Here is a 22,007-nt window from a genome sequence, read left to right as displayed (position 1 = left end):
TGGGCCGTGTCTCAGTCCCAGTGTGGCCGATCACCCTCTCAGGTCGGCTACGCATCGTGGCCTTGGTGAGCCATTACCTCACCAACTAGCTAATGCGCCGCGGGCCCATCTGTAAGTGACAGCCGAAACCGTCTTTCCATCTTTCCTCATGCGAGGAAAGAACGTATCCGGTATTAGCTCCGGTTTCCCGAAGTTATCCCAGTCTTACAGGCAGGTTGCCCACGTGTTACTCACCCGTCCGCCGCTAACTTCAGGGAGAAAGCTCCCATCCATTCGCTCGACTTGCATGTATTAGGCACGCCGCCAGCGTTTGTCCTGAGCCAGGATCAAACTCTCCGAAGAAATGTTTGACTTGCTCATTTGCTTTTAGAGTGTATGCTCACTATTTTAAAACGTTGGCGCTTAGTTTTGTTCAGTTTTCAAAGAGCAATGTTTTAATCAACAATCTGCAAAAATCATTTGTTAATCAGTTATCGTTGACAGCTTTTTAACATTACTTGAATCTCCGGATAAAGTCAACTCTTTTTTTGTCTCTTATGAATCCTTTCGCAGAAAATGTTAATGCATAAAATTAAGGGTACAATAAATAGATAAACTGAGTTGATTTTGATGTTGAGCATTTAGAAAGGAGTCCTTTTGGTGAAAGAGTTTACTGAAAAGAGATATTGTAAAAACTGCAAAAAAGAAACCCTCCATTCATTAAGTGAAGACGCATTGGAAATCGTAGCGAAATGCACAGAATGTTCGTTTAAGGAAAAGATTGTCAAAACAATGTTTTAGTACCACATTATATATAGAGATAACATATTTGTGTTACACCTCTACTCTGTTATCTCTATTAATTCTAGACTGAAATCGCCAACCTCATTTTCCTTATATAAATTGGTAATGGATGTTGAATAATTAAGGATGGTAGCGGGAAATTCCATATCAAATTCCGGAACGCACACGTTAAAGTTAAGACCATATAGGAGTACAGTAATATCGTGATATTCACTGCTCGAAACTTTAAAGCTAAAACTTATTTTACTAAGTTCTTTTTCTCCTTTTTGATTTCCAGCCTTTTCTGCTTTAAAATTCTCAGCTTTAATATGCACATCATTTAAGATAATTTCAGTCATAGTTCCAAAACCTCCAATATAATTATTCTTTTAGTCTGGACCGATATCAAAAAACCCGCAATCAGCGGGTTTATAGGATTTTCGGTTTCAGCATGTGTTCATTTTTGACTTTCCTGTATTGCAGGAACATCGCAATCCTCCAGGGAACTATCATTGAATATGCCAGCAAAAAGAACATACCGCTAAGCTGGCCCACATCTATACTATAGCTCAGCACAAGTTTTGCAATGATTCTTACTACAACAAGGCCGGCCAAGATAAAAATAAATGCTTTTGAGCGCTGAAGGTATATCTGGTCAGCGCGAACTTCAAAGTTGGAGGTTCTTATCAGCAAAAATGAAAACAGCACCCCAAAAACGACCGCTTCCAATATTTCATTCTTTGTTAATCGAAATTCAGGTACAAGGTACATCAGTGCTCCCGTGCTCATAAATATAGGCGGTAAAATGATTTTTCTTATATTAGTTGGCTTTTTGGCCGCCTTCACCCTAATGACCAAAACCATGATCGCCATGACAATTGCAAATCCTGATGAAATATATAGCACCTATTATCATCCTTTTTTATAGGCTTTGTTTATCTTGCAGCAGATTTCCGCTTCATGTGCACACTTTTTGCGGAAGGCTTGTGCTCTATATTTTGCATATAAAGTGTGTAACGCCTTTTGCGCCAAATGCCATGAACCAAAATCAACATAAAGGGTTAAACAGAACCTCTTTATAAATAGTGTCTATGTTAATTATATAATAGATAATACAAGAAACAAAATAATTGTTTCTTGTATTCCAAGATATAATGAAAACCGATTAGTATTCTAAACGGTTTAATCCAGAACCCGGCTAATCGCTTCCACCACCCGGTTTTCATCGAACGGCTTTACAATAAAATCTTTTGCCCCTGCTTCTATAGCTTCAACTACCATTTTTTGCTGTCCCATAGCGGAACACATAATAACCTTGGCATCAGGAAACTCACTTTTAATTTCTTTTACAGCATCAAGTCCGCTCATTACCGGCATAGTGATGTCCATAGTGACCAGGTCAGGATGCAATTCACGATACAGATTTACAGCTTCTCTGCCATTTTCCCCTTCTCCGATAATTTCATGGTCTGCTTTAGTTAAAATATTGGATAAGGTGATTCTCATAAATTTTGCATCATCGACTATTAATATTCTGGCCATTGCCGGATCCTCCTTTAATACAACAAAAAACACAATCTATTATTTAGTGTAAAACTCGTATTATATACACATTTATTCGAAAGGCACGTTAGGCCCGCAATAAACCCAATGTTAAATATATCCGAATCAAGGAATATTTTCAATAAATTCCTCATTAGACTCCGCATGCCATACATAATTCAAAGATATCAGAATCCTTTAAAGCCTCCAAATATCATTGTGAAAACCATATATACCTTTGTCATCCAGTCAAAAAACAGTACAATACCCATCACGATCATGAGGTATCCCCCCGCTCGGACAATAGAACTGCTGTATTTTTTTATAAACTTCATCTTTCCGATAAAAAAGGAAAGAATAAAGAACGGAATGGCAAAGCCAAGAATGTAAGCAATCATGTAAATTAATGCAGAACCGGGATTACTTGTTGACATATAAATAACAGATCCTAAAATAGGTCCCGTGCATGGCGTCCATCCTGCAGCAAAAGCTAAACCAATTAGTGCAGAACCTATAAGTCCGCCTGGGCGGTTTTTAAACTCAAATCGCTTGTCTCTCATCAGAAAAGAGGGAGAAAAAACACCAATTATGACTAGTCCAAAAAAAATAATGATGATTGCCCCTACCTGGCGTATTAAATCTTTATATTGAGTGAAAAAATTACCAAGCATAGATGTCCCAAAACCAATTGCCAGAAAGACCAATGAAAAACCAATTAAAAAGAACAAGGTATGCAGAAAACTTCTTTTATGAAGCATAACATTTTGCGACTTTATCTCCCCGACACTCATTCCTGTAATATAAGAGAGAAAAGCTGGGTATAAAGGCAAGCAGCAAGGAGAAATAAAGCTTAAAACTCCAGCACCGAACGCAAGAAAAAAATTAACATCTGCCAAAATTCAGCCAACTCCTATTATTAGCAATATATTACTATTCTAACAAACGATAGACCAAAAGATAACTAACATTTTTAAAATATAGCATGACTGATTTTTTACTTTATAAATATTTTTATTTAAACAATTATATTTCTTATATATTTTATAATTTATCGATTAGAACCATTTGAATTAATTACCACAAAACATTATAATTGTAATAATCATACATTATTTACAATTACAATACATACTATGTCCCAAGATTTTCATTGGGTTTCAGAAAGGAAAAACAGCTGTGAACAAAAAAGAGTTCCTTGATTTAATTGAAGAAAAACGAACAGAGCTTATTTTCATCGTTTCTAAGAATGGTTTAAATTCAAATATTACACTTAAATACAGTCAGGAACTTGACCGGCTGCTAAATCAATATGACCAGACGTTTTTCAAAGCAAATGCAGTCTGATATTTTATAGAATTTAGGATAATTCCATGAATGCTTACAGGTTTTTATTTTTAAATATCAAAGTGCACCTACATAATTTATTCCTCTTCCCCACAAATGATTGCTTCATACCATCATTAAATATTTTTTTAATTAATTTTGCCTTCGTTCGTAATGAGTTTTTTTCTCTCTCTCAACCCTCCCCTTTATTCATTTTTTCTCCTCAGAAAGGTTTTGCAATCCAAAGGCTTCGTTAAAATATATTGTTAATTTTGCATTTTATATTATCTGAATGGATCCGCTCGGCTCAGGCAGGGAATCAGCGTTACAGGTTAGGGCCCTCCAGAACCCACAGGAAATTCCCTATTTATTGGAACATAAATTTTCTCATTCAGGAAAACTTATATATAATTCTATAATAATTGCTAGGAGTGAAGAAGTGAAAAATTTTATTGGCAGCCCACTACTTCTTGCAGCCATGGCTATTTTCTTATGCATAATCGTAGCGGGCTATTTTTTTCTTATGATCGGCGGGTACCCAAAAGGCCTGGTATCTGAAACAGCTTTATTTTGCGGAGTTCCTATCATAGTTTGCAGTTTATTTGGCTATATCAGTTATAAAGAAGCTAAAAAACAAAAAAAAATTTAGCAAATTCAACAGGCTATAAACGAGCTTTCTATTGCAGGAAGTAATTTACAGGAATACTCAAAGGCAAAAAATTGTTTTGATTAAAAATATGAGATATTATGTAAAAAAAAGATCAAGGGAGCTGCATGATTCATATGCAAACTTTTGGCACCAAAGAGACGAAAATCGATTATATTAAACGCGAAGGAAGCTATGGGTTAATATTTAACAACAAAAATGAAATCGCAATTATCCGGATACAGGATAGGTTTTTTTTGCCAGGAGGCGGAATTGAAGTAAACGAAACCCCTGTAGACGCTCTTAAAAGAGAGATTTTAGAGGAAATGGGCTACTCCATTATAATCGGTGAACATATTGGAAAAGCACAGCTTTATCATTATTCAACAAGGTATTCTGCACACTACTTGGGGGTTGGGAATTTCTTTTTGTGTGAATTAGGAGTGAAATTATGCGATCCTATTGAAAAAGACCATATCCTCGAATGGACAAATCCAAGAGATGCTGTAAAAGCATTAACACACGAACATCAAAGCTGGGCGGTTAAAAAGGCATCCGGTTTAAGGGCTGAATGAAAAGTGTTCTTTTTATCCATTCTCCCCTAGACCTTTCGGCTGTTAATTCACCTATTGTATCTGCAAAAAATTGTAAAAACTATATTAATGCCCCATAAAACATACCGATATATATTATAAATACCTTTGAAATGAGGATTTAGCAATGACTGTTCTTTTATTATGTGAAATGATTAAAACGCATAGAGGTAAAATGATTGAAGCAGGATTGAAATACGGATTGTCCTCTCCAGTTACTGTAAGAAAAAGCCAGGAACTTGATTACCTTCTTAATTTAAATACAAATATATCAAAGTGGAATAAACATACTTCTAATTCACATCAAGTTCCCTTACGCTAAATAACCTTTATCAAAAGAAATTATCGATTCAAAAGACTTTAACACAATCCAGTTATGAGCTGTCAGGTTTTCATTTCGTAAGCACTTTTAGTCCTCATATTATAAAACATCCATTGAATCAAATTAAAACAACAATCCTCCCCACTCTCAACTTCATTTACATTAGAAACCTTAGCATCTTGCCATAAAGTGACGAGCAATGGTAGCTGGTTTCAAGTTCGCCTGATGCTATACACTACTTTCATCCCGAAAAATGGAGTGAGTGCTTTATTGGATGCAAGAAAAAAACCGCCATTTCACTAGGATATAATCCGGGAAAGGCGGTTTTTTTGCTGAAGTAAAACAAGCATCTAAACAAATATTATTTTGTTTGCTGCTTGTTCATAGCACTCATCATTTGATTGATTTTTTTCTGGGAAGGTTTCATACCCATTTGCATCATCATCATTTTTAACATTTGTTCATTGATTGGCGTTAAAGGCTTTTGCTGTATCTTCTTTATCCATCCGAAACTATTTTTCTATGATGAAAAATATACCATATTTCTTGATGTTTGTCTATGATTGATTCATGTTAAGGAAGAAACTTGGTTTATCCTTCATCATTTAGAAATCCACTAACAACTCGCTCTGCTTCCTTCTTACTTACCTGTTTTCTTGTCTTTCTTGATACTACCTTTCACTGTTATGAACCTCCTAGATTCCCAACAGAAAAAAAACGTCCCCTTACTAGATAGAGAACGCTCACTTCATATGATTTAAACACGATTTTGAGTCGGAAAGTTCCGGTATATCTATTTTATAGAACCTTTGTATACAGTGATATTAAGTAATTATACAGTGAACCACCCCCTTACCTGTGGGCTTGCAGTATGACATTTAGTAGGGTGAAAGTCCATAAAAAGAAGTTTCGATTCGTTGTAGGCCGTTTCTCTGCATGGTGCTTAGTGGCTGTTTACTGTTAGTTATATTAGTCCCCTTTGTAATTTCCATTGTTTACCAGTAAAGGTTTTGAAAATATAGTGTGAATTTTCCAAGTAGCAACCCAGCCCTGTACGATTCCCATCCCCATAGGTAGGTACGGTACACCACTACCACGTCACAGTTAATCTGATATTTCCTTCTTTCCATTCCTTGTATGCTTGCTCAAATATTCTATTGTTATAGATGTTTTAGGTCTTCCAAGTTGTTACCTTGTGACTTTGCAGAAGCTATGCCTTCAGCTTGACGAGTATAAATTTTTGACAGTAGGGTTCCGAAATTCTAATCCTTCATCAATAATACCAAGATCTTTTAACCTTTTTATTACATCCTCCTGATTGATGGAACCTTTAACATTCTTTTTAAATATACCTAGGTCTACTCTACCCTCAGCGTCAAGAAATCCTTCAGCAACTAACTTATCACTAATAAAATTTCTAGCGCTTACATATGAATCGTATGCTTCGTATGCTTCTTCTCCACTAATATCTATACGCCCTTGATGTACTATTTGGTTCCTTAGCTTATATAGATTGTTATACCATGTATTAATTTTTCCTGGATTTTGAAAATTTAGATTGGTTTTTAAATACTTGGTTAAATGGTGTTCAATTACGTTCCTAAAGGGTATTTTTGATGCATCGGTAATAGTATTTTCGCTTTCACCATTTTTAGTTAAAATTAAGCGGTGTGTATTTCTTATAAAAATTTCAAATGAAGTTTGGAAATCTATTATTGCGTCCAAAAACTGTTCTTTATATATATGATTTTTTGCTGAACCAAAGAATTTATCGACTAGATAAATATCAGGAGCATCTTCATATGTCTTCATTGTACTAATAGCCTTTACTATTTCTTCTTTACTTAGGGTACCCTCGTTCCTGGTGATTTCTTCTGCTTGAGTGATATATAAATACAATTCATTTTCCACATTTATCAGGAGTAAAATAGGTAAATCAGCAATTGTTATATTGTAAATATGGTTTAACCCGGTAAATGCTCTTATAGTGTCTAGAAACCTGTTTATATAATGAAGAGAATCTAAGACCGTCATACGTAATAATTCGTCATGCTGTAAATTTTCTGTAATGTCTTTCTTAGGTAAGTAATTAATGGTTATTACAGTGGCCTCTTTTGTAAGAGGGGGCATTTCGCTTTCCTCTATATATGAAACTTGCTGGAAAGTATTAAATTCTATAAAAAAGTCAGCACTATGATATGAGCTACCTACTTTGTGGCTATCTAGAATAGGTAATTTAAATGGTAAATGTAGATCAAATTTTAGTTTCATATTCTCCCTCCCCAAATAGCTAGTAACTTAGTAAATAATACCATTTTCTATTTTATTAATACATTATTAATGTTTTTCAGATTAAGGATACAAGGTTGTCAACGTCGGTTTATTTTTCCCCATTGTCATCGGAATAAAAGTCCCCATTTATATCGGTTACTCAGTTACTTTGGCTGGGAACATTCCAGCCTTTTTCTTTTCTTTGAGGCGATAGGACTCTCCTTTGATATTAAAAGTGACAGAGTGATGAAGGAGTCGATCTAGAATCGCTGTAGCTAAAACATCATCCCCAAATACTTTTCCCCATTCAATAAATGATTTATTAGATGTTAAGATCATTGCCCCATTTTCATATCGTTTGGACACCACCTGAAAAAAGATATTGGCTGTTAGTTCATCAAATGGAAAATATCCTACCTCATCGATGAGGAGTAAATTGGGGCGGCTCCATTTGTTAACTAAGCGATGGAGAGTTCCTTTTGATTCTGCCTTTCGGCATTCTGATACCAATTCATCAGCCGTTAAAAATAACGCAGTGTATCCTTGTGTAATAGCTTCTACGGCAAAGGATATCGCTAAATGGGTTTTTCCTACACCTGGTGGACCTAATAGAATCCTATTTTCCCCGTTTGCGATGTACCTACAAGTCAAGGTTTCCTTCACACGCTGTTCACTTACACTAGGCTGAAACGTATACTCAAAATCATGGATGTTCTTCATGTAAGGAAGCTTGGCGCTCTTCATCCTCTTGGACAAGAGATTCCCCTGTCTAGCTTCAGTTTCTCTCAAAACAAGAGTGTGCAAAAAATCAAAATATGATACATTATTTCTAGAAGCGTTCTCTAAAAGATCATCTAATTGGTTGGCTATTTCCTGCCAACCAAGATTCTCTAGCTGCTCTTCGAGTTGGTTTTTCATATTGAATCACCTTCTTCCAGAGCAGCATAAGAAGCTAGAGAACGTGTTTCAACAATAGGAGTAGGGACATTTCCAGAATCTTTGGCCGCCAAACCAGTGGGATTCTGATGTTCCTGCTCTTTTCCTGTTTTGTGTAATCCTTCATAATGCTCTAGCTTCACATGAACACTCGTTTTACCCGTTAAAATAGGGTGTTGAGCCACGCACTCCTTCTCATCATAGATTTCAATTTGATGATCCAAGGTTACTTTAACCTTTACTTTGTGGCCCGCATACCGGAAAGGGACAGAATACTTTTTGCCTAAATAAGAGATGAAACAATCCCGGCTTACTTCACGTATCTCCCAATGACTAGTCGGGAAGAGGGGTTTTGTTCCCCAAGTCTGAAGAAACCTTTGTTCGTGTTGTAGGCGTTGAACCGGTGGTTCATTAGTTGTTTGATTCTTCTTTTGATTCGCTGTTTGATCAAGCCATATACGGATATCATGATTTAAGGCGTATATTGTAGGTTCATGTTTTCTTTGGAAGAAATTATTCTTTACATATAGAACCGTTCTTTCCACTTTCCCCTTGGTTTGTGGACGATGAGGTTTACATGCTTTTGGGATGATTCCATAATAGGCTAGAAAATCTTCAAACGTTCTATTAAATCGAATCTCTACTGGACTATGCTTCGTGACGACTGTTTTCATATTGTCATAGAGAATCTGTTCTGGTAGACCGTTAAAGTAAGCAAAGGCATTCATGTGGCATTTCATTAGTGTTTCTAATTTCATATCTGTTGTAAACTCCACATATTTCATTCTGGAATAACTTAAAACCATGATGAATGCATAAACTTTTTGAAGCTTACCATCTACTTCATACATACCTACATCCGCCCAATCCATCTGAGCTTGTTTTCCTGGTGCTGTTTCAAATCGTACAGTGGCTTGTTTTTTCGGTTGAACCCGATAGGGTTTTATAAACTCTCGGAGGATAGTTGTTTTCCCCTCGTATCCCATGGCTTGAATTTCCTCAAATAGAACCATGCAATTTGTCGTTCCTTCTTGAATTCTTTGAAGAAGATAAGGCTTAAATGTTTCTAATTTACTCTCCCTAACCTTACGCTTAGATGATTGAGGTAATTGATCTTGATTTATGTATTTACTTACTGTTTTACGATCAAACCCTGTCTCGTCAGCTATAGCTGTTTTTGTCCATCCTTTTTGATGTAATTCTCTTATCATAAAAAATTCCCCAGTCTTCAGCATCGTCTCATACACTCCAACCCTCTTAAGTGATGAGACAATTATCTGTTATTATTGGGGAATTTTAAACCGCTGATATTGGGTATTTTAGCACCGTTGATGACAAGGTTTTGTAATTCCTAGTTAACTAGCCCTTGAACCATAAATCTTCTCAGATTGTAAAACCAAGACTGATTCAGCTTTAGAGTGTACTTTAGCCGATACTTGCAATATTTCTTTTAATTATGACCTTAAACATAAAGCCTTGTTCAACTAACTCACTAAGATATTTGTATAGAAATCAAAATAATAAGAGTATTATCTTCTTAAACTAACCTGCCCATCATTAGTGAAATAACAAATAAGGTCGTAGAAGCAGCCAAACGATCTACCAACGTTAAACATGTCCAAAATTGAATTCACTTTAAAAATACCTTTAAAAAGAATTCCACTCCCAAACATATGACTCCCTGATTTTCCCCATAGGATTTTCAAAAAAAGAGCCAAAACCCTCATTCACCAAGGGTTTTGGCTCTATTACTGTTAGCGTTCCAGAAGAGATTCGAACTCCCGACCGACGCCTTAGCTTACTACTATGGCTTTCGCCACCAACTCTATATATACCGCTGTTTTTCTTCCGTTCAGTACAACGGTCACTTTTCGAACTTAGACCGTTTGACTTATATCCTATTATAAACTCTCATTATTTGTAATTCAAGGATCTATAGTTATGTTTAGCATTATCTGGGTAGCAGTGACCCGTTTAGTTTACAAATGAATATTCAAACATAAAGATATGGCAATAACACTCCGTCATGTTCAAATAAGTAAGGCGAATGTTAAAGCCAACATGTAGCATTTCCACCTATTAACTCTTATTTTAAAAGGAATAAAAATTAAAGCGGTTGCAAATAGCACCCGCTTTAATTTTGAGTTATCTATTTCTTCAAGCTAAATGCCTGAACAGAGCTAATAAAAAGTGTACTAAATTTCATTGTAATAACTTGCCTATTTGCTTTCCAGATGGATTTAATTTGGTACATATGGCTGTATACTATACGTGTTTCTAATGTAAAAAAAACACATTAATTATTAATAGCGACAGGTACTTCATAATCTGGCATTAAACCAATTACCATAGGAAAATCAACACCTTTGAATGGAGTAGCTAAACCTATGCACAAGAAAAGCTTGTTATGCTGTATATCAGGGACTGCATTTTTCAGTATTAAATCTTCCCACCGACAATCTTTAACAATGAAGTCACCAGCATTTGTGCGAGGGTTATCTAGATCATACAGTTCATGATTAAAACCCATTGTAATTCTAGTTTTACCATCGAATTGGGTCATACGGTGATAAAAACTATCAACTTCAAGTAAACACAAGCTTCTGCCACTATTTCCATTAACAGTGTTTTTAAAATCAATGTAATCCTCCGCATATCTATCTAGAAATACCATTAATTCTTCAACAGTTAAATGCCCTACTTTCTTAATTCTTGTTGTTATGAAATCTTCTGAGTGATTGGGGTATCTAAGATGCTTGGGAGCATAACCTTCGATGGCAATCTTATCGCCAACTTGGATAAATTCGTTGTCGAATGTCAGTTGCTCTTTCGTCCAAAAACGGTCTTCATCATGAGGGATAACATAAGGTTGGGGAATTGGGCGTATCCATGTGCCGTCGTTTTTCATTCCAGCAATGCAATATCGACCAAAAGCCTTTGTCACAGCAAGTACAGTTACTTCCATAGAGACAACTCCTCTTAATCAAATTAAGTGCGCTATGCTGATATCTCTACGATGTTCTTTAAGGTATTCTGCGAGTAATCTACGGTGACAATGATGAGGTTCATGTTCACTACACAATAAACAAATGGTTTTGTTTCCAAAAATTTCATCAATTCTTTCTTCTATTTTACGCTTTTTTAATAGTTTTATATACTCTTTTTCATATTTTTCCCAAGAAATTTGTTTTTTCTTGTAATCTTTTAGAATATCTTGAGTTGGGGCTAAGGACGGCTCATGAATATAATCGATATTATGTAGCTCCATAACGTATTCCAAATCATCCTTCTTAGAATACCCCGCCAATTGCGAGGTATTATTTAATCTTGTATCCACGAGTCTTTGTACATCGTTTACTTTTAAAAGATTGACGAATTGACGTAAATTTTTTTTTGAAAAACCAATTGTACAAACCTTACTCATAAGACCCCTCCTTGAAGATCGATAATTGTTCTGTTGTTATAGGATTTAACTCTTCTGCTACTACTCCAAAAGGCTTGAAAAATTCTCCAACCAGTTTCCTATGGCAAAATCTATGATCATTACAGAAGCATACTAAAACCACATTTTCTCCTATAAGTAATCGTTTGTATACTTCTCTTAATCCTTTTAGCTTTTCTTCGGTTTTTAATTCTTCTAAAAATCTCTTTTCGTATTTATCCCACCATTGATCGTAGGGTTTTCCTTTCCACTCCTTTACAAACGTTTGAAAGAGTTCTTTAGAGGGGGAAAGGTGCTTAACTAATAGGGTATTAGGCAAACGATGACCAGCCCTGGTAATCTGCCAAATCTCAGCTTTAATACCTAACTTCGATAAGCCTGATGGATTACTAGTATACAATTTCCCTTTAGCTTCTTTAAACTTAGACATACTGTACCCCCTCTCTTTTTCCTAAAGTTTAACATAACAATTTAATTGTACACTACTCTAAAACAGGTTATCACCTATTTCTTTAATATGCTACTACTTGTAGAACAGGCAGGATTCCCCACCCCTTATATCGAAATTTCATATGTAACTTTTTAGACATGATTTAAATTTGATATGGAGGCATATATCGAGATGAAGAAGTTCATAATGTAAGTTATAAACACTAAACGATATGCACGTTTGATACAAACAGAAACAGGAAATATCTGAAGATTAGCTGGTCTCCATTGCTATTGAATGTTAACCAAATATTAGTATGGAACATAAAGCCTAATAAAATCGATATATTATTAAGTTGATCAGATCATTGAAGAAGAATCATGTTTCAAATCGGAAGTGCAATTTGAGATATGCATCCATAGCATCATTGCAATAATCCAAAAAAATGGTGGATACAAGTAAGTTCTTGTAATCCACCACGGATATTATACAAGTGATTTTAATTTTTGAAACAGCAATTCTTTTCTTTCTTTGATGAACTCCTCAAAATTCACAAAACTCAAATCAACATTTGGAATGTAATGCTTTGTAAAATAATCATTTATTGTGGTATTGTCTGTGTAGGTTTCATTAATCCATTTCGCAAAATCTTTATCAGATTTTTCTATATTAGGTATTCCCTCTAACAACTGTAAATTTATGATTGAGTTAACATGTTCAAAGTAGAATTCTACCCTATCTTGGGAAAGCCCTTTTTTGGATAAGTTTCTTTTTGTGAATAAGCTCTTGGCAAAAATATGGTCTATATGGAATTTATTTCGAAAATCCAAACTTGGATAAAGTAAGGCTAGTATCGAATATGTATGCTTTTGACCATATTCATACGTTAATAAATTATAGATTTCATCTTCATTAAAGCTAAATGATTTAGTACCACCCTTAAATTCTTCAGCAATTTTCCCTAATGGAAATTGATTATAATTTTCAGAAATAATTTTCCTGATAGGTCTGATCACATTATCTGGTTGTCCACTAAAAACCTGTTTCAATAATGCTAATACTAGCCATTTCCTAACCAATTTACGGTCATCTTGATGGTTTTTAGATTGTACAAAGTTGTAAGGTATGCCTTTTCTTAATAAGTAGTAAGCTATAGGAATAATTGCATTATTTGATGTCAAGGTATCTTGGTTATATCCAAAACTTGAAATTAAATTTACTGATAACCGAATCGCTTCTTTTACATTATCCCAATTCTGTTCAATTTTTAGCATTGCGTCCTTATTAAAATTATCTACCTTAAAAGCAATATCTTTAAAATCACAAAGAACTAAACATGCCTTAAGAACAAAGTCTTTATTAAAGTTAAAGCCAGCTCCAATTTGATTGAGTTCATCAACAAATCTGGTAATTTCTTGCCTAGCATCTCGATTGCTCCATTGTGCAGTAGCAATCGATAACAGCAAATCAGAGTAACTGAGTTTTGTACCGCCACTATTTACACGAATAAAAATGTTTAATACCTTTTCCAAATTTTGCTCTTCTTCTAAAAAATAGTTAACATTGGGTGTTTCATTGATTGCTTGATAAAGTTTATGTAACGTTTCACTTGCAAATAATGCTTTTTCCTGTTCAATTGCACTCAGACCGTTTTTAATTAAATATTGGTGTATTTCAAAAGGATTAGTAATGTTTAGAATATCAGCTACCTTGAACCAATGAGCATCTTCATATTCAGCCTCAGCTTCTTCAATTGTTAAAAATCTAAAGTCATATATTGTATCAAAATCTTGTGAAGGTCCTAAAAGATCCACATACAGTTGTTGTTCTGGATAAGCTAAAGGATTTTCACGTCTCATTCTAGGTAATTTGTAAGCATAAGTACCCTTTAATGCTATATACATTGATGTCAGTCTTTGTTGTCCGTCTAATATGGCAATTATGTCTTCTTCACCATCTATACTTGCTAAAGGATTATGACGATTGTTTTTTTCATTGTAGTTTCTAATGAATTCATAAAACTGAAAGTCTTTACTTTTTTCTTTTTCAACATTCCAAAATAAAAATGAGCCTACAGGATAACCCTGCATTAACGAATCAAATAATTTCTCTATTTGGTATGTTCCCCACACAAATTCCCGTTGTATAGCTGGCAAAAGATATTTCTTTTTGTGAATATTTTCAACAACTTTTTTTATTGTTAACGGTGTCTGAAAAGCCATTTTTTTGTCCCTGCCTCTACTCTTAATAACTATTTATTCCAAATGATTATATCATAGTTTAATATAGATGAGTTTTTTCCATACTATTTGTCTTTGGTTCAAAGTCAATGTTTCTCGTATAGGATTTTCTGTGACGTGTAGATTAGGGTACATAGGGTGTATACACACAATGTACCCAATAAAAATGTGGGAAATACGCCCCCTTATATCAATCAAATTAAAGAAAGAGACCCCTATAGAGTCCCTTAGCTTGCTTCATATTCCTTTACCTTGCGATAGAATGTAGCCTTAGTCATATTTGATTTCTTCATTGCTTCAACTACAGTGATTTCTCCAGCTACTTTCCATTCCTTATAAGCCTGCCCTAATTCAGTGGTATCAGCTACAACAAGATGATATTAAGAGCATTTCTGTTATAGAAGCTTTCCACCTATATAGGAATTAAGCAAGTTGTTCTTACAAAAGATAAACCTGTAATTAGACTGTATGTTGCTACTCAATTACATCTCGAATATCAACAAGATACACATCATTTTCACAAACTAAAAACATTTTGTCCTTACGTCCAACTGCATAATAATATTTGATTTTTTCATTCTGTTCATTCACTGGTAGAAAACTCTTGGTTGTTTTTTTGTTTAATGAGTAAAGATGAAGTTTCCCTTTACCATTATATCCGTGTCCAAAAAGGATATGACCTTCCCAAATTGAAAAAGCATGGCTTCCTGCAATTGGTGACTTATCAAAAGCTTTATGTTTGAATATCTCATAATCAGTCTTATTATGTAACTCCAGTAAAGGGAAGTCCGAATAGTAATACAAATATACAGTTTCATTTGAGTAAACATTTAAAGAGTAACAGTCGTCAATAAAGGGAATTTCATTATTACTAGGAGTTTGGACAAATTTTATAAAATCAAATATTACCTCTCCATTTTTGTCAAAACAAAGTAATCCGCTTCCCCCAATAGTACCTCCATATATCCCTTCATCGAAATAACTAACCCAAATTTCGGCATTCTTGGTGGTTTGCACATCTGCTATTCCATCGCCCAAATGAAAGGAAGATATCAAATATTCACTTGCATTGTAAACAAAAGCATTATGTGCTTTTTTATCATCTACTCTGGAATTTACAAGCAGCCAATTCTCCCCTAATGGCTGAGCATAACGAAACTCCTTTTTTGAAGGGGGAACTACTATACACTGTACCCCCCATTCTGTAACATGGAAAATCGAATGATAGTATTTTCCACTTTCTTTAGTCGATGTTAACATTATCAAATTTCCATCATAGTCAATACAAAAATTAAGTTCGTCATGTTTTCCTGCTATATTATCAATGTTAAATTTATGAGTTACTTGTTGATGATTCACCACTTTTATCGCCTTCTTTGTTATGTTGAGTTTGGTCTTGCATTAAAATCCCTATACCTTAAAATGAAGTTTTTGTCTACTTCATCTTCCTCAACTGTTTCTGGATAGTAAAGGGTAATAACTTTCTCTCTTGGCACATCTTTGGGAACACGAAAAAAACGTGAATATAATTCCGTTCCCGTTTTTAAAGTTTCATCAAATAAATGAAAACAATCTAAAGCATCAACATATTTCCATTCTACAGTCTCTTCATACGGGTTGAGGTAATCATGTTCTTCATCTTTTGCTTTCTTTTCAGCAATAGAATAGGCGTGTTCAAAGGATTGTGCCTTAACAAGCATAATGCTTTCTTCATAAGTTTTGTGTGTATTAGTGTAATTTTTATCTATTGTTTCTGGATTTGGGTTTCCCGTGATGATACATTCATATAATAATTTTACAGCATACCATTCCCATCATTCCTTTTCAACTTTCCTGCAAAAGATATTCGAAAACAAAAAAAGGATTGCAGCGGTTTCATTCATTAGATTTCCTTTCTGCATCTGATACAATTAATAATATAAGCATTTTCATCGTTTCGGATTTTCTGTGACGTGTGGATTAGGGTACATAGGGTATATCCCCCATTTGAAGCGTGCAAAAGTGTGGAAAATACGCCCCCATACCTAACGCAAAAGAAAAGAGACTCCTTGGATAGGGGAGTCTCTTATAATTGCTTTGCTTCTAGTTCATTCTTTCTGTTAATCAGTGTTCGCTTCTTTATGCCAGTCATTGATTCAACTTCTTTGTATGTATGAGTCTTAAGCAATTCTAATGCATGTTTTGTTGCTTGGAGTGATTTCTAGGTATGTCAATGCCATGCCCTTGTAATCAACCCACTGGAAGTATCTTTAGTGTTAATGCAATGAAATAGACCTCCCACATGTTAAGTGGAAAGTCACAGTCGTATTAAAATCGTTTATTTTCATCTATAGGCTTAATATCACTATACCCATTTCCCAAATCCTTAATAACCATATTGTTCCTAAGATCAATTGATTTATTGGATTTAAGCCGCTCTATAAAGGATTTACCTTGATGTGGATTCGCTAGATATTTTCTAGATAACTCATTAGCTTCTCGAAACATCATAACTAACCTCCTTTATGAGTATTGTGATAGGACTGTTTCAACATGAGCGAACGCTTCTAACAAAGTATCATTTGCCATACTATATCTAGGTTGATTTTGAGTGTTTTCACTACTCTTAACACATTTCTTAACAGAAGTCAAGTATTTTCCTTGGTTTTCTTCAACTCTTACGGTAATAATTGAACTATCGTTCTCCAATGTCCATTCGAACGCACGTTCCTCTTCTATGATATCATATCTCCAATCCATTGTCTCATCTATTTTACTTAAATCATTGAGAATGGATAGGACATCTTCATATCGTTTATCTATATCTGTATGCAACATTTTGTTAATTATTCTACGAAGTTTAGCTGGAATCTGAGGAAGATAAGACTTCCTATTCGGAAATTCGCCCTTATGTATCTTTTTTATGAACTCTTCATTACTATTACAACTTGATTTTAGTAATTCAAATTGATTTTCGAAATCAGAATTTCCGTTACACATTCGATATAAAGTTAGTCCTGCTTGATAGATATCATCTTGTACTGTTTTACTTGTAGTAACATATGCTTGAGGTGATCTATGTGCTACATACTGTATCCCTTGATTTGCAAATCCATTAGCATCTAGATACATTGATAACCCAAAGTCCGTTAATAGAGCCTTGTTAGTATCATCTATTATCACATTAGTAGGCTTAATATCCAAATGAACAAGTCCCTTTATATGTATGAACAATAACCCAGAAAGAAAATCCAGTGAATATCTTATAAGTTCTCTAGTGGTTAAAAAACGTTCATTTAACAACGAGTTTAAAGATCCTTTTGCATAGTAAGGCATTGTAATATATACATTTTCATCATCTTCCGCAGAATAGTAAATGGGCATTATATGCGGATGTTTTGATGTATTCAATACTTTTGCTTCAGCAAAATAGTCCTCAACTGACTGTCGATCAAGAGACTCCTTAGTTATCTTCTTTAATATAAGCACCTGCTCTAATTGTGTATCCCTTGCAATCCAAACCTCTGAGTTTTTCCCCTCTACGTCACCAATTCTTTTCCATTTATCAAGAGAGAGGTGAGGTTTAACATGATTTATTTTGATCATTATTCCCCATCTCCAATCTGATAATTTGTTGCTGCTAACGCAGAAAAGACACACTCTCTATGTTTTTGATTTAAAGTGTCCCAAATATCAATACCTAAGATGTTGTTCTCACCCTTACAGCTTTCTTTAATAGTTGTACTATTATTGTTTACTCTTGCCGCAATTGAAGTGTATGTACCCGCAAAATAAGTTTTGATTGTGCTATCTGCAAATAACTCTTGAATAACCCCTTCAATATTCATTCTAAAAACACTCTTTGTTTGAGCTAAACCTTCAGTCGTTTTTAAGCCAGCATACTGAATGTCGTATTCACAAATTATTGAGAATAATGTTGTGCGAATAAAAGAAAGCTGTTTAGGAATATCATCATTTAAAGCTTTCGGTAGAACTAATTTTTGTAGTGAAAAGCTAAAGTTTACTCCATCATCTTCACGTTCTAAAATTACATAGTATATTTCAGAAGGTTCAACCCTTATACCAATAGATTTCATAATTGAAAATCCCCCCTAACTTGCCTATATTTTACCATATTATGAGAATGATAGGAGGCAGTAGTAGAATTTTGCTTTTTATGTATCCCTTTCGCACGCACAAGCTTTCTCATGTATTATGAAGACGCATCGAATCAACAACATTTGATGGTGTGTGGACAGACCTACTACACGTTGTTCCCTTTAGATCCCCTTGTTTTTCAGTGGAAATAACCTCCCTACCCATAAAAGAAAAAGGCTCCCTTAAGGAAGTCCCTTTAAACTCTCACTTTTTGATGCTCCTTGATTAACTTATCTAGTGTTGGTCTTGAAACACCCAATTCCATTGCAAGCTGAGATTTTGATACTTCTCTATTCATGTATCTTTGATATTGTTTGTCGAAGTCTGGGATTGATACTTCTTTTCGTCCTTTGTACTTTCCTGCTACTTTAGCTATAGCAATACCTTCACGTTGTCTTTCAAGCATGTTTTCACGTTCAAAGTCATTAATGGCACTAATCATCTTTAGCATCAATCTACCTGTTGCGGTTGAAGTATCAATATTCTCTTTAATGGATACTAATTGAACTCCTTTTGATTCTAATAGTTCAACTAGCTCTAACAAGTCCTTTGTGGATCGTGCTAATCGTGAAAAGTCTGCAACATAAATTGTATCGCCTTCTCGTGCAAAGTCTAACATCTCTTGTAACTTGGGTCTATCTGTATTCTTAGCAGACACCTTTTCTTGATACACCTTATCTATTCTGTACTGCTTCATCACATTAACTTGCCTTGCTTCATTCTGTTCAACTGTTGATACTCTGATATATGCTATGTTCATGTTCAACTTTCCTTCCGTATGTATCTATAAACCAACAATAGCATATTGTAAAAATAGGTTCAAAGACTTTATTTACAATTCGTAAATTAATAAGAGCTATAATTTCTGATTTACAACTTTCTGATGTTTAACAATTGTAAAGTTAAAGCACGCTCTAGATTTACAAACAACTTCCAAAACAACATGAAAAAAACAGCGATATCTATTCCTTGATATCGCTTAATGAGTTATATCCGTGTTATCGGTCATTGCTCTCGAACAACATTAGTTTATTACTACGTGTTTTATCACTTTATCGTACTAAAACATACCCATTATTTGAGTCGTATCGAACAAATACCGAATGCGTGTACGTGGATGAGTGTAGTTTCTGTATCACAACCAAGTAATCATTTGAAACTTACATAATGCCCTTTATTCAATTCTTCAAATTCAAGATGAATAAGGTACGAGAGAAAGTGAAAGGAGTCATCTTTATCACCAAAATAGACGAGATTCTAAGCGTATGATGTAGTGTAGTACTATATGGATTTACTTTCTTCCCACTAATGCAGTTAACACAATACAAAAAAGCGTTCCTGCTTTTACAGAAACGCTACCCGAAAGTTCAAGTAAAAATATTAACAACATAAAAAAGTGAAGTTAATTATTTCCCCCATTATAGAACAACCTTACTTACCAATGTCCTTTTCTTTTCTTCAAACAACTTCCATGTATATTCTAAGTATTTACTATTTAAAATATGTCCTTCTTTCATTGCCAGCATCTCTAAATGGTACTGATCGTCTTCTCCAAATATACAATGCACCTTTTGAGTTTCTGGATGAATCACATAATATAAATCATCGAATTGAGTATGACAATTCGGACACAACACAATTAGATTATTGCTATTATCGTCTCCTCGATGAACCTTGTTATACGGTTGAATATGATGAGCCTCAGAATAATACTCACCGTTAGATTTTCGTAATCTATAACCGCACAATTGACATTCATTATCATACTGGTTCCGTAGATATCGACTAATCTTACTATCTCGAACCATTCGTTGAATTGTTAATTTACTATTTTCAAGGTTTCTATTGTTATTCATGTCGTAATCTCCTATATCCTTTTGGTTAACGTCATTCAATTCTGAATAGAAGCCGACATTGACATCTACTGCTCTTTTTTTCTTAGGTAAGATTTCCTCAATGTTATAACGGTCGTACAATTCGTTCTTGTTTTCAGTACGAACTATCGATAAATATTCGTTAAACGCATGATCCAAGGCAGTATTCATTTCTTGTTCTAATAAGATTTGATAAAGACCTATTCCATTAGTGGAGATAAGTATGTAAAGCATCATACTGCGAGTAAGTAAACTTTGATGTACCTTCTTGTTCCCAAAAAGCACTTTGTTATCTCTTCGCTCAAAGCAATTAAACAACTTGTTTATCTTGTTATTATCCAATGGTTCATTTTCCATTACCAATAACGCATCGTCTGGATAAAGAAGTGTTTGGCGATAAGTCAAATATGTTTTTAAATACTTAACCGTTATATCGTTTAATGAAAGCCATTCAACTAAGTCAGAATTTTCTTCTGTTCGCCGAACATTTCTTATTCGCTGCTTTTCCAACACTATATCTGATAGTGTAAGTTTGATTACATCTTCTTGCTTAAACATATAAAAAAAAGAGAGAGAACAAATCAAAGGCAACATTTTTTCTTCATATTCATATTTATATGTTAATTGATCACTAAACAAAGTACGTATCTCGTTAGGTGTCAAAAACTCAACGCTATCTTCTTTCTCTTGTTCTTCAGAACCAAAAGTCGATTTTACATTATTTTGTAGCTGATAATAGTCAAGTTCTTCGATAAATTTTTCATCATACAAAAAATACAAAAATCGAAGCAAACTGGGACGCACATTATTAGATTTCCTTCTTAATAAGGAAAGTCTTTCACGACTAAAAATTTCACTATAGTTGTTTCTTTCAACTTTATCAATCACATTACTGTGAAAATAATCGTCAAGAATTACTTTATAACGTGTAAGTGTACTTGGTTGATACTGTGCCTTTTCAGTAGCAAATTCCATAAACCCAGACATGAGTATTTCATATTCTTCCAAATCAAACAATTTTGTCACCCCTTTAATAATTTTAGGGTTTTTACCCTAATATTGGAAGGTGTAATTTAACGAAATTTCACTTGCTGTGGTACGTACATCCTTTCCCAGCAATATTCCTTATTAGATAATGTATGTCAACTTCCTTCTGAGATAAGTGAGGATATATATTTAGAGGTTCAAAAAGCTCTTTATAACATAGGTTTAAGAGATAACGAGTTAGATGAGGCAATAGAAAATGCGATGAACAGTAGACTTTGTGATTTAGAAGATACAATTGATATTACAAAATACTTGGAAGTAAAAAAGTAAAATAGTGAAATTCTCAAACTAATAATATTCAGATTTTATTAGTTTGAGAATTAAATGGTATAAGTACTGCCCCCTTTTTCAACCGCCTGATTCAATATACAAAAAAGAGAGCCTGCGTTAAGAGCCTCCTCTCCTCACTTTTGACCGTCTCTAATCCTATGAAACACTTCAA

The 22,007-nt window shown here is 34.4% G+C and carries 23 protein-coding genes, 1 rRNA gene and 1 pseudogene (1 of these 25 running past the window's edge); 4 read left to right on the top strand and 21 right to left on the bottom strand.

Going from position 1 to position 22,007, the window contains the following annotated elements:
- From ACN6MY_RS11145 to ACN6MY_RS11125, 5 genes are all read right to left on the bottom strand, one after another.
- A 16S ribosomal RNA gene (locus ACN6MY_RS11145) occupies positions 1-342 on the bottom strand (it extends 1,209 nt beyond the left edge of the window).
- Between the two features lie 479 nt (positions 343-821).
- Positions 822-1,121 carry a DUF3219 family protein gene (locus tag ACN6MY_RS11140; protein WP_419883974.1) on the bottom strand — a complete coding sequence of 100 codons (300 nt, stop codon included), beginning with the start codon at positions 1,119-1,121 and terminating at the stop codon, positions 822-824.
- Between the two features lie 70 nt (positions 1,122-1,191).
- Positions 1,192-1,635, bottom strand: coding sequence for a CcdC family protein (locus ACN6MY_RS11135; RefSeq protein WP_419884141.1), 444 nt, complete (start codon positions 1,633-1,635; stop codon positions 1,192-1,194).
- Between the two features lie 309 nt (positions 1,636-1,944).
- On the bottom strand, positions 1,945-2,304 hold the full coding sequence (locus ACN6MY_RS11130) for a response regulator (RefSeq protein ID WP_071353694.1): 360 nt from the start codon (positions 2,302-2,304) through the stop codon (positions 1,945-1,947).
- A gap of 188 nt (positions 2,305-2,492) precedes the next feature.
- Positions 2,493-3,200 carry a cytochrome c biogenesis CcdA family protein gene (locus ACN6MY_RS11125; protein WP_419883973.1) on the bottom strand — a complete coding sequence of 236 codons (708 nt, stop codon included), beginning with the start codon at positions 3,198-3,200 and terminating at the stop codon, positions 2,493-2,495.
- A gap of 280 nt (positions 3,201-3,480) precedes the next feature.
- On the opposite strand from ACN6MY_RS11125, the gene ACN6MY_RS11120 reads away from it, so the two are divergent.
- The 4 genes from ACN6MY_RS11120 to ACN6MY_RS11105 all read left to right on the top strand — a co-directional run bounded on the left by ACN6MY_RS11120 (position 3,481) and on the right by ACN6MY_RS11105 (position 5,188).
- Complete coding sequence (locus tag ACN6MY_RS11120; protein ID WP_071353307.1) at positions 3,481-3,648, top strand: aspartyl-phosphate phosphatase Spo0E family protein; 168 nt, start codon at positions 3,481-3,483, stop codon at positions 3,646-3,648.
- Positions 3,649-4,066: 418 nt separating this feature from the next.
- Positions 4,067-4,276: a hypothetical protein gene (locus ACN6MY_RS11115; RefSeq protein WP_419883972.1), complete on the top strand. Its 210-nt coding sequence runs from the start codon at positions 4,067-4,069 to the stop codon at positions 4,274-4,276.
- Positions 4,277-4,401: 125 nt separating this feature from the next.
- Positions 4,402-4,848, top strand: a complete 447-nt coding sequence (locus ACN6MY_RS11110; RefSeq protein WP_419883971.1) for an NUDIX hydrolase — start codon at positions 4,402-4,404, stop codon at positions 4,846-4,848.
- 145 nt (positions 4,849-4,993) lie between these two features.
- On the top strand, positions 4,994-5,188 hold the full coding sequence (locus ACN6MY_RS11105) for an aspartyl-phosphate phosphatase Spo0E family protein (protein ID WP_419883970.1): 195 nt from the start codon (positions 4,994-4,996) through the stop codon (positions 5,186-5,188).
- A gap of 361 nt (positions 5,189-5,549) precedes the next feature.
- On the opposite strand, the pseudogene ACN6MY_RS11100 reads toward ACN6MY_RS11105, so the two are convergent.
- From ACN6MY_RS11100 to ACN6MY_RS11025, 16 genes and pseudogenes are all read right to left on the bottom strand, one after another.
- Positions 5,550-5,660 (bottom strand): annotated as a pseudogene (locus ACN6MY_RS11100) (YneF family protein); the annotation flags it as partial.
- 746 nt (positions 5,661-6,406) lie between these two features.
- Complete coding sequence (locus tag ACN6MY_RS11095; protein WP_419883969.1) at positions 6,407-7,459, bottom strand: hypothetical protein; 1,053 nt, start codon at positions 7,457-7,459, stop codon at positions 6,407-6,409.
- Positions 7,460-7,615: 156 nt separating this feature from the next.
- On the bottom strand, positions 7,616-8,377 hold the full coding sequence (gene istB / locus ACN6MY_RS11090) for an IS21-like element helper ATPase IstB (RefSeq protein ID WP_419880522.1): 762 nt from the start codon (positions 8,375-8,377) through the stop codon (positions 7,616-7,618).
- Positions 8,374-9,630 (bottom strand): IS21 family transposase, encoded by a 1,257-nt coding sequence (gene istA, locus ACN6MY_RS11085; protein ID WP_419884140.1) that lies wholly within the window; start codon positions 9,628-9,630, stop codon positions 8,374-8,376. The genes istB and istA overlap by 4 nt, the downstream gene beginning before the upstream one ends.
- Before the next feature lie 1,061 nt (positions 9,631-10,691).
- A complete protein-coding gene (locus tag ACN6MY_RS11080) occupies positions 10,692-11,360 on the bottom strand; it encodes a dual OB domain-containing protein (RefSeq protein ID WP_419883968.1) in 669 nt (222 codons plus the stop codon).
- Positions 11,361-11,378: 18 nt separating this feature from the next.
- Positions 11,379-11,819, bottom strand: coding sequence for a DUF488 family protein (locus ACN6MY_RS11075; RefSeq protein WP_419883967.1), 441 nt, complete (start codon positions 11,817-11,819; stop codon positions 11,379-11,381).
- Positions 11,812-12,267 (bottom strand): DUF488 family protein, encoded by a 456-nt coding sequence (locus ACN6MY_RS11070; RefSeq protein ID WP_419883966.1) that lies wholly within the window; start codon positions 12,265-12,267, stop codon positions 11,812-11,814. The genes ACN6MY_RS11075 and ACN6MY_RS11070 overlap by 8 nt, the downstream gene beginning before the upstream one ends.
- A gap of 485 nt (positions 12,268-12,752) precedes the next feature.
- Positions 12,753-14,489 (bottom strand): DUF262 domain-containing protein, encoded by a 1,737-nt coding sequence (locus ACN6MY_RS11065; RefSeq protein WP_419883965.1) that lies wholly within the window; start codon positions 14,487-14,489, stop codon positions 12,753-12,755.
- Positions 14,490-14,981: 492 nt separating this feature from the next.
- Positions 14,982-15,866 carry a hypothetical protein gene (locus ACN6MY_RS11060; protein ID WP_419883964.1) on the bottom strand — a complete coding sequence of 295 codons (885 nt, stop codon included), beginning with the start codon at positions 15,864-15,866 and terminating at the stop codon, positions 14,982-14,984.
- 20 nt (positions 15,867-15,886) lie between these two features.
- Positions 15,887-16,255: a DUF4288 domain-containing protein gene (locus tag ACN6MY_RS11055; RefSeq protein WP_419884139.1), complete on the bottom strand. Its 369-nt coding sequence runs from the start codon at positions 16,253-16,255 to the stop codon at positions 15,887-15,889.
- A 317-nt stretch (positions 16,256-16,572) separates the two neighbouring features.
- Positions 16,573-16,674, bottom strand: a complete 102-nt coding sequence (locus ACN6MY_RS11050; protein ID WP_419883963.1) for a hypothetical protein — start codon at positions 16,672-16,674, stop codon at positions 16,573-16,575.
- 140 nt (positions 16,675-16,814) lie between these two features.
- Positions 16,815-16,997, bottom strand: a complete 183-nt coding sequence (locus ACN6MY_RS11045; RefSeq protein ID WP_419883962.1) for a hypothetical protein — start codon at positions 16,995-16,997, stop codon at positions 16,815-16,817.
- 12 nt (positions 16,998-17,009) lie between these two features.
- Entirely contained in the window at positions 17,010-18,092 is a 1,083-nt protein-coding gene (locus ACN6MY_RS11040; RefSeq protein WP_419883961.1) for a serine/threonine-protein kinase, read from the bottom strand.
- The gene (locus ACN6MY_RS11035; protein ID WP_419883960.1) at positions 18,092-18,583 is read right to left on the bottom strand and encodes a hypothetical protein; all 492 of its coding nucleotides are present in this window, start codon (positions 18,581-18,583) and stop codon (positions 18,092-18,094) included. Before ACN6MY_RS11035 ends, ACN6MY_RS11040 begins: the two co-directional genes overlap by 1 nt.
- 257 nt (positions 18,584-18,840) lie before the next feature.
- Positions 18,841-19,404 carry a recombinase family protein gene (locus tag ACN6MY_RS11030; RefSeq protein ID WP_419883959.1) on the bottom strand — a complete coding sequence of 188 codons (564 nt, stop codon included), beginning with the start codon at positions 19,402-19,404 and terminating at the stop codon, positions 18,841-18,843.
- Positions 19,405-20,062: 658 nt separating this feature from the next.
- A complete protein-coding gene (locus tag ACN6MY_RS11025) occupies positions 20,063-21,535 on the bottom strand; it encodes an HNH endonuclease (protein WP_419883958.1) in 1,473 nt (490 codons plus the stop codon).
- Between the last annotated feature and the right edge of the window lie 472 nt (positions 21,536-22,007).

It is taken from the genome of Peribacillus sp. B-H-3, assembly GCF_048572925.1.
Taxonomy (GTDB): Bacteria; Bacillota; Bacilli; order Bacillales; family DSM-1321; genus Peribacillus.
Note: the sequence above shows the minus strand (reverse complement) of the source record. Positions and strands in the feature narration are given on the sequence as shown.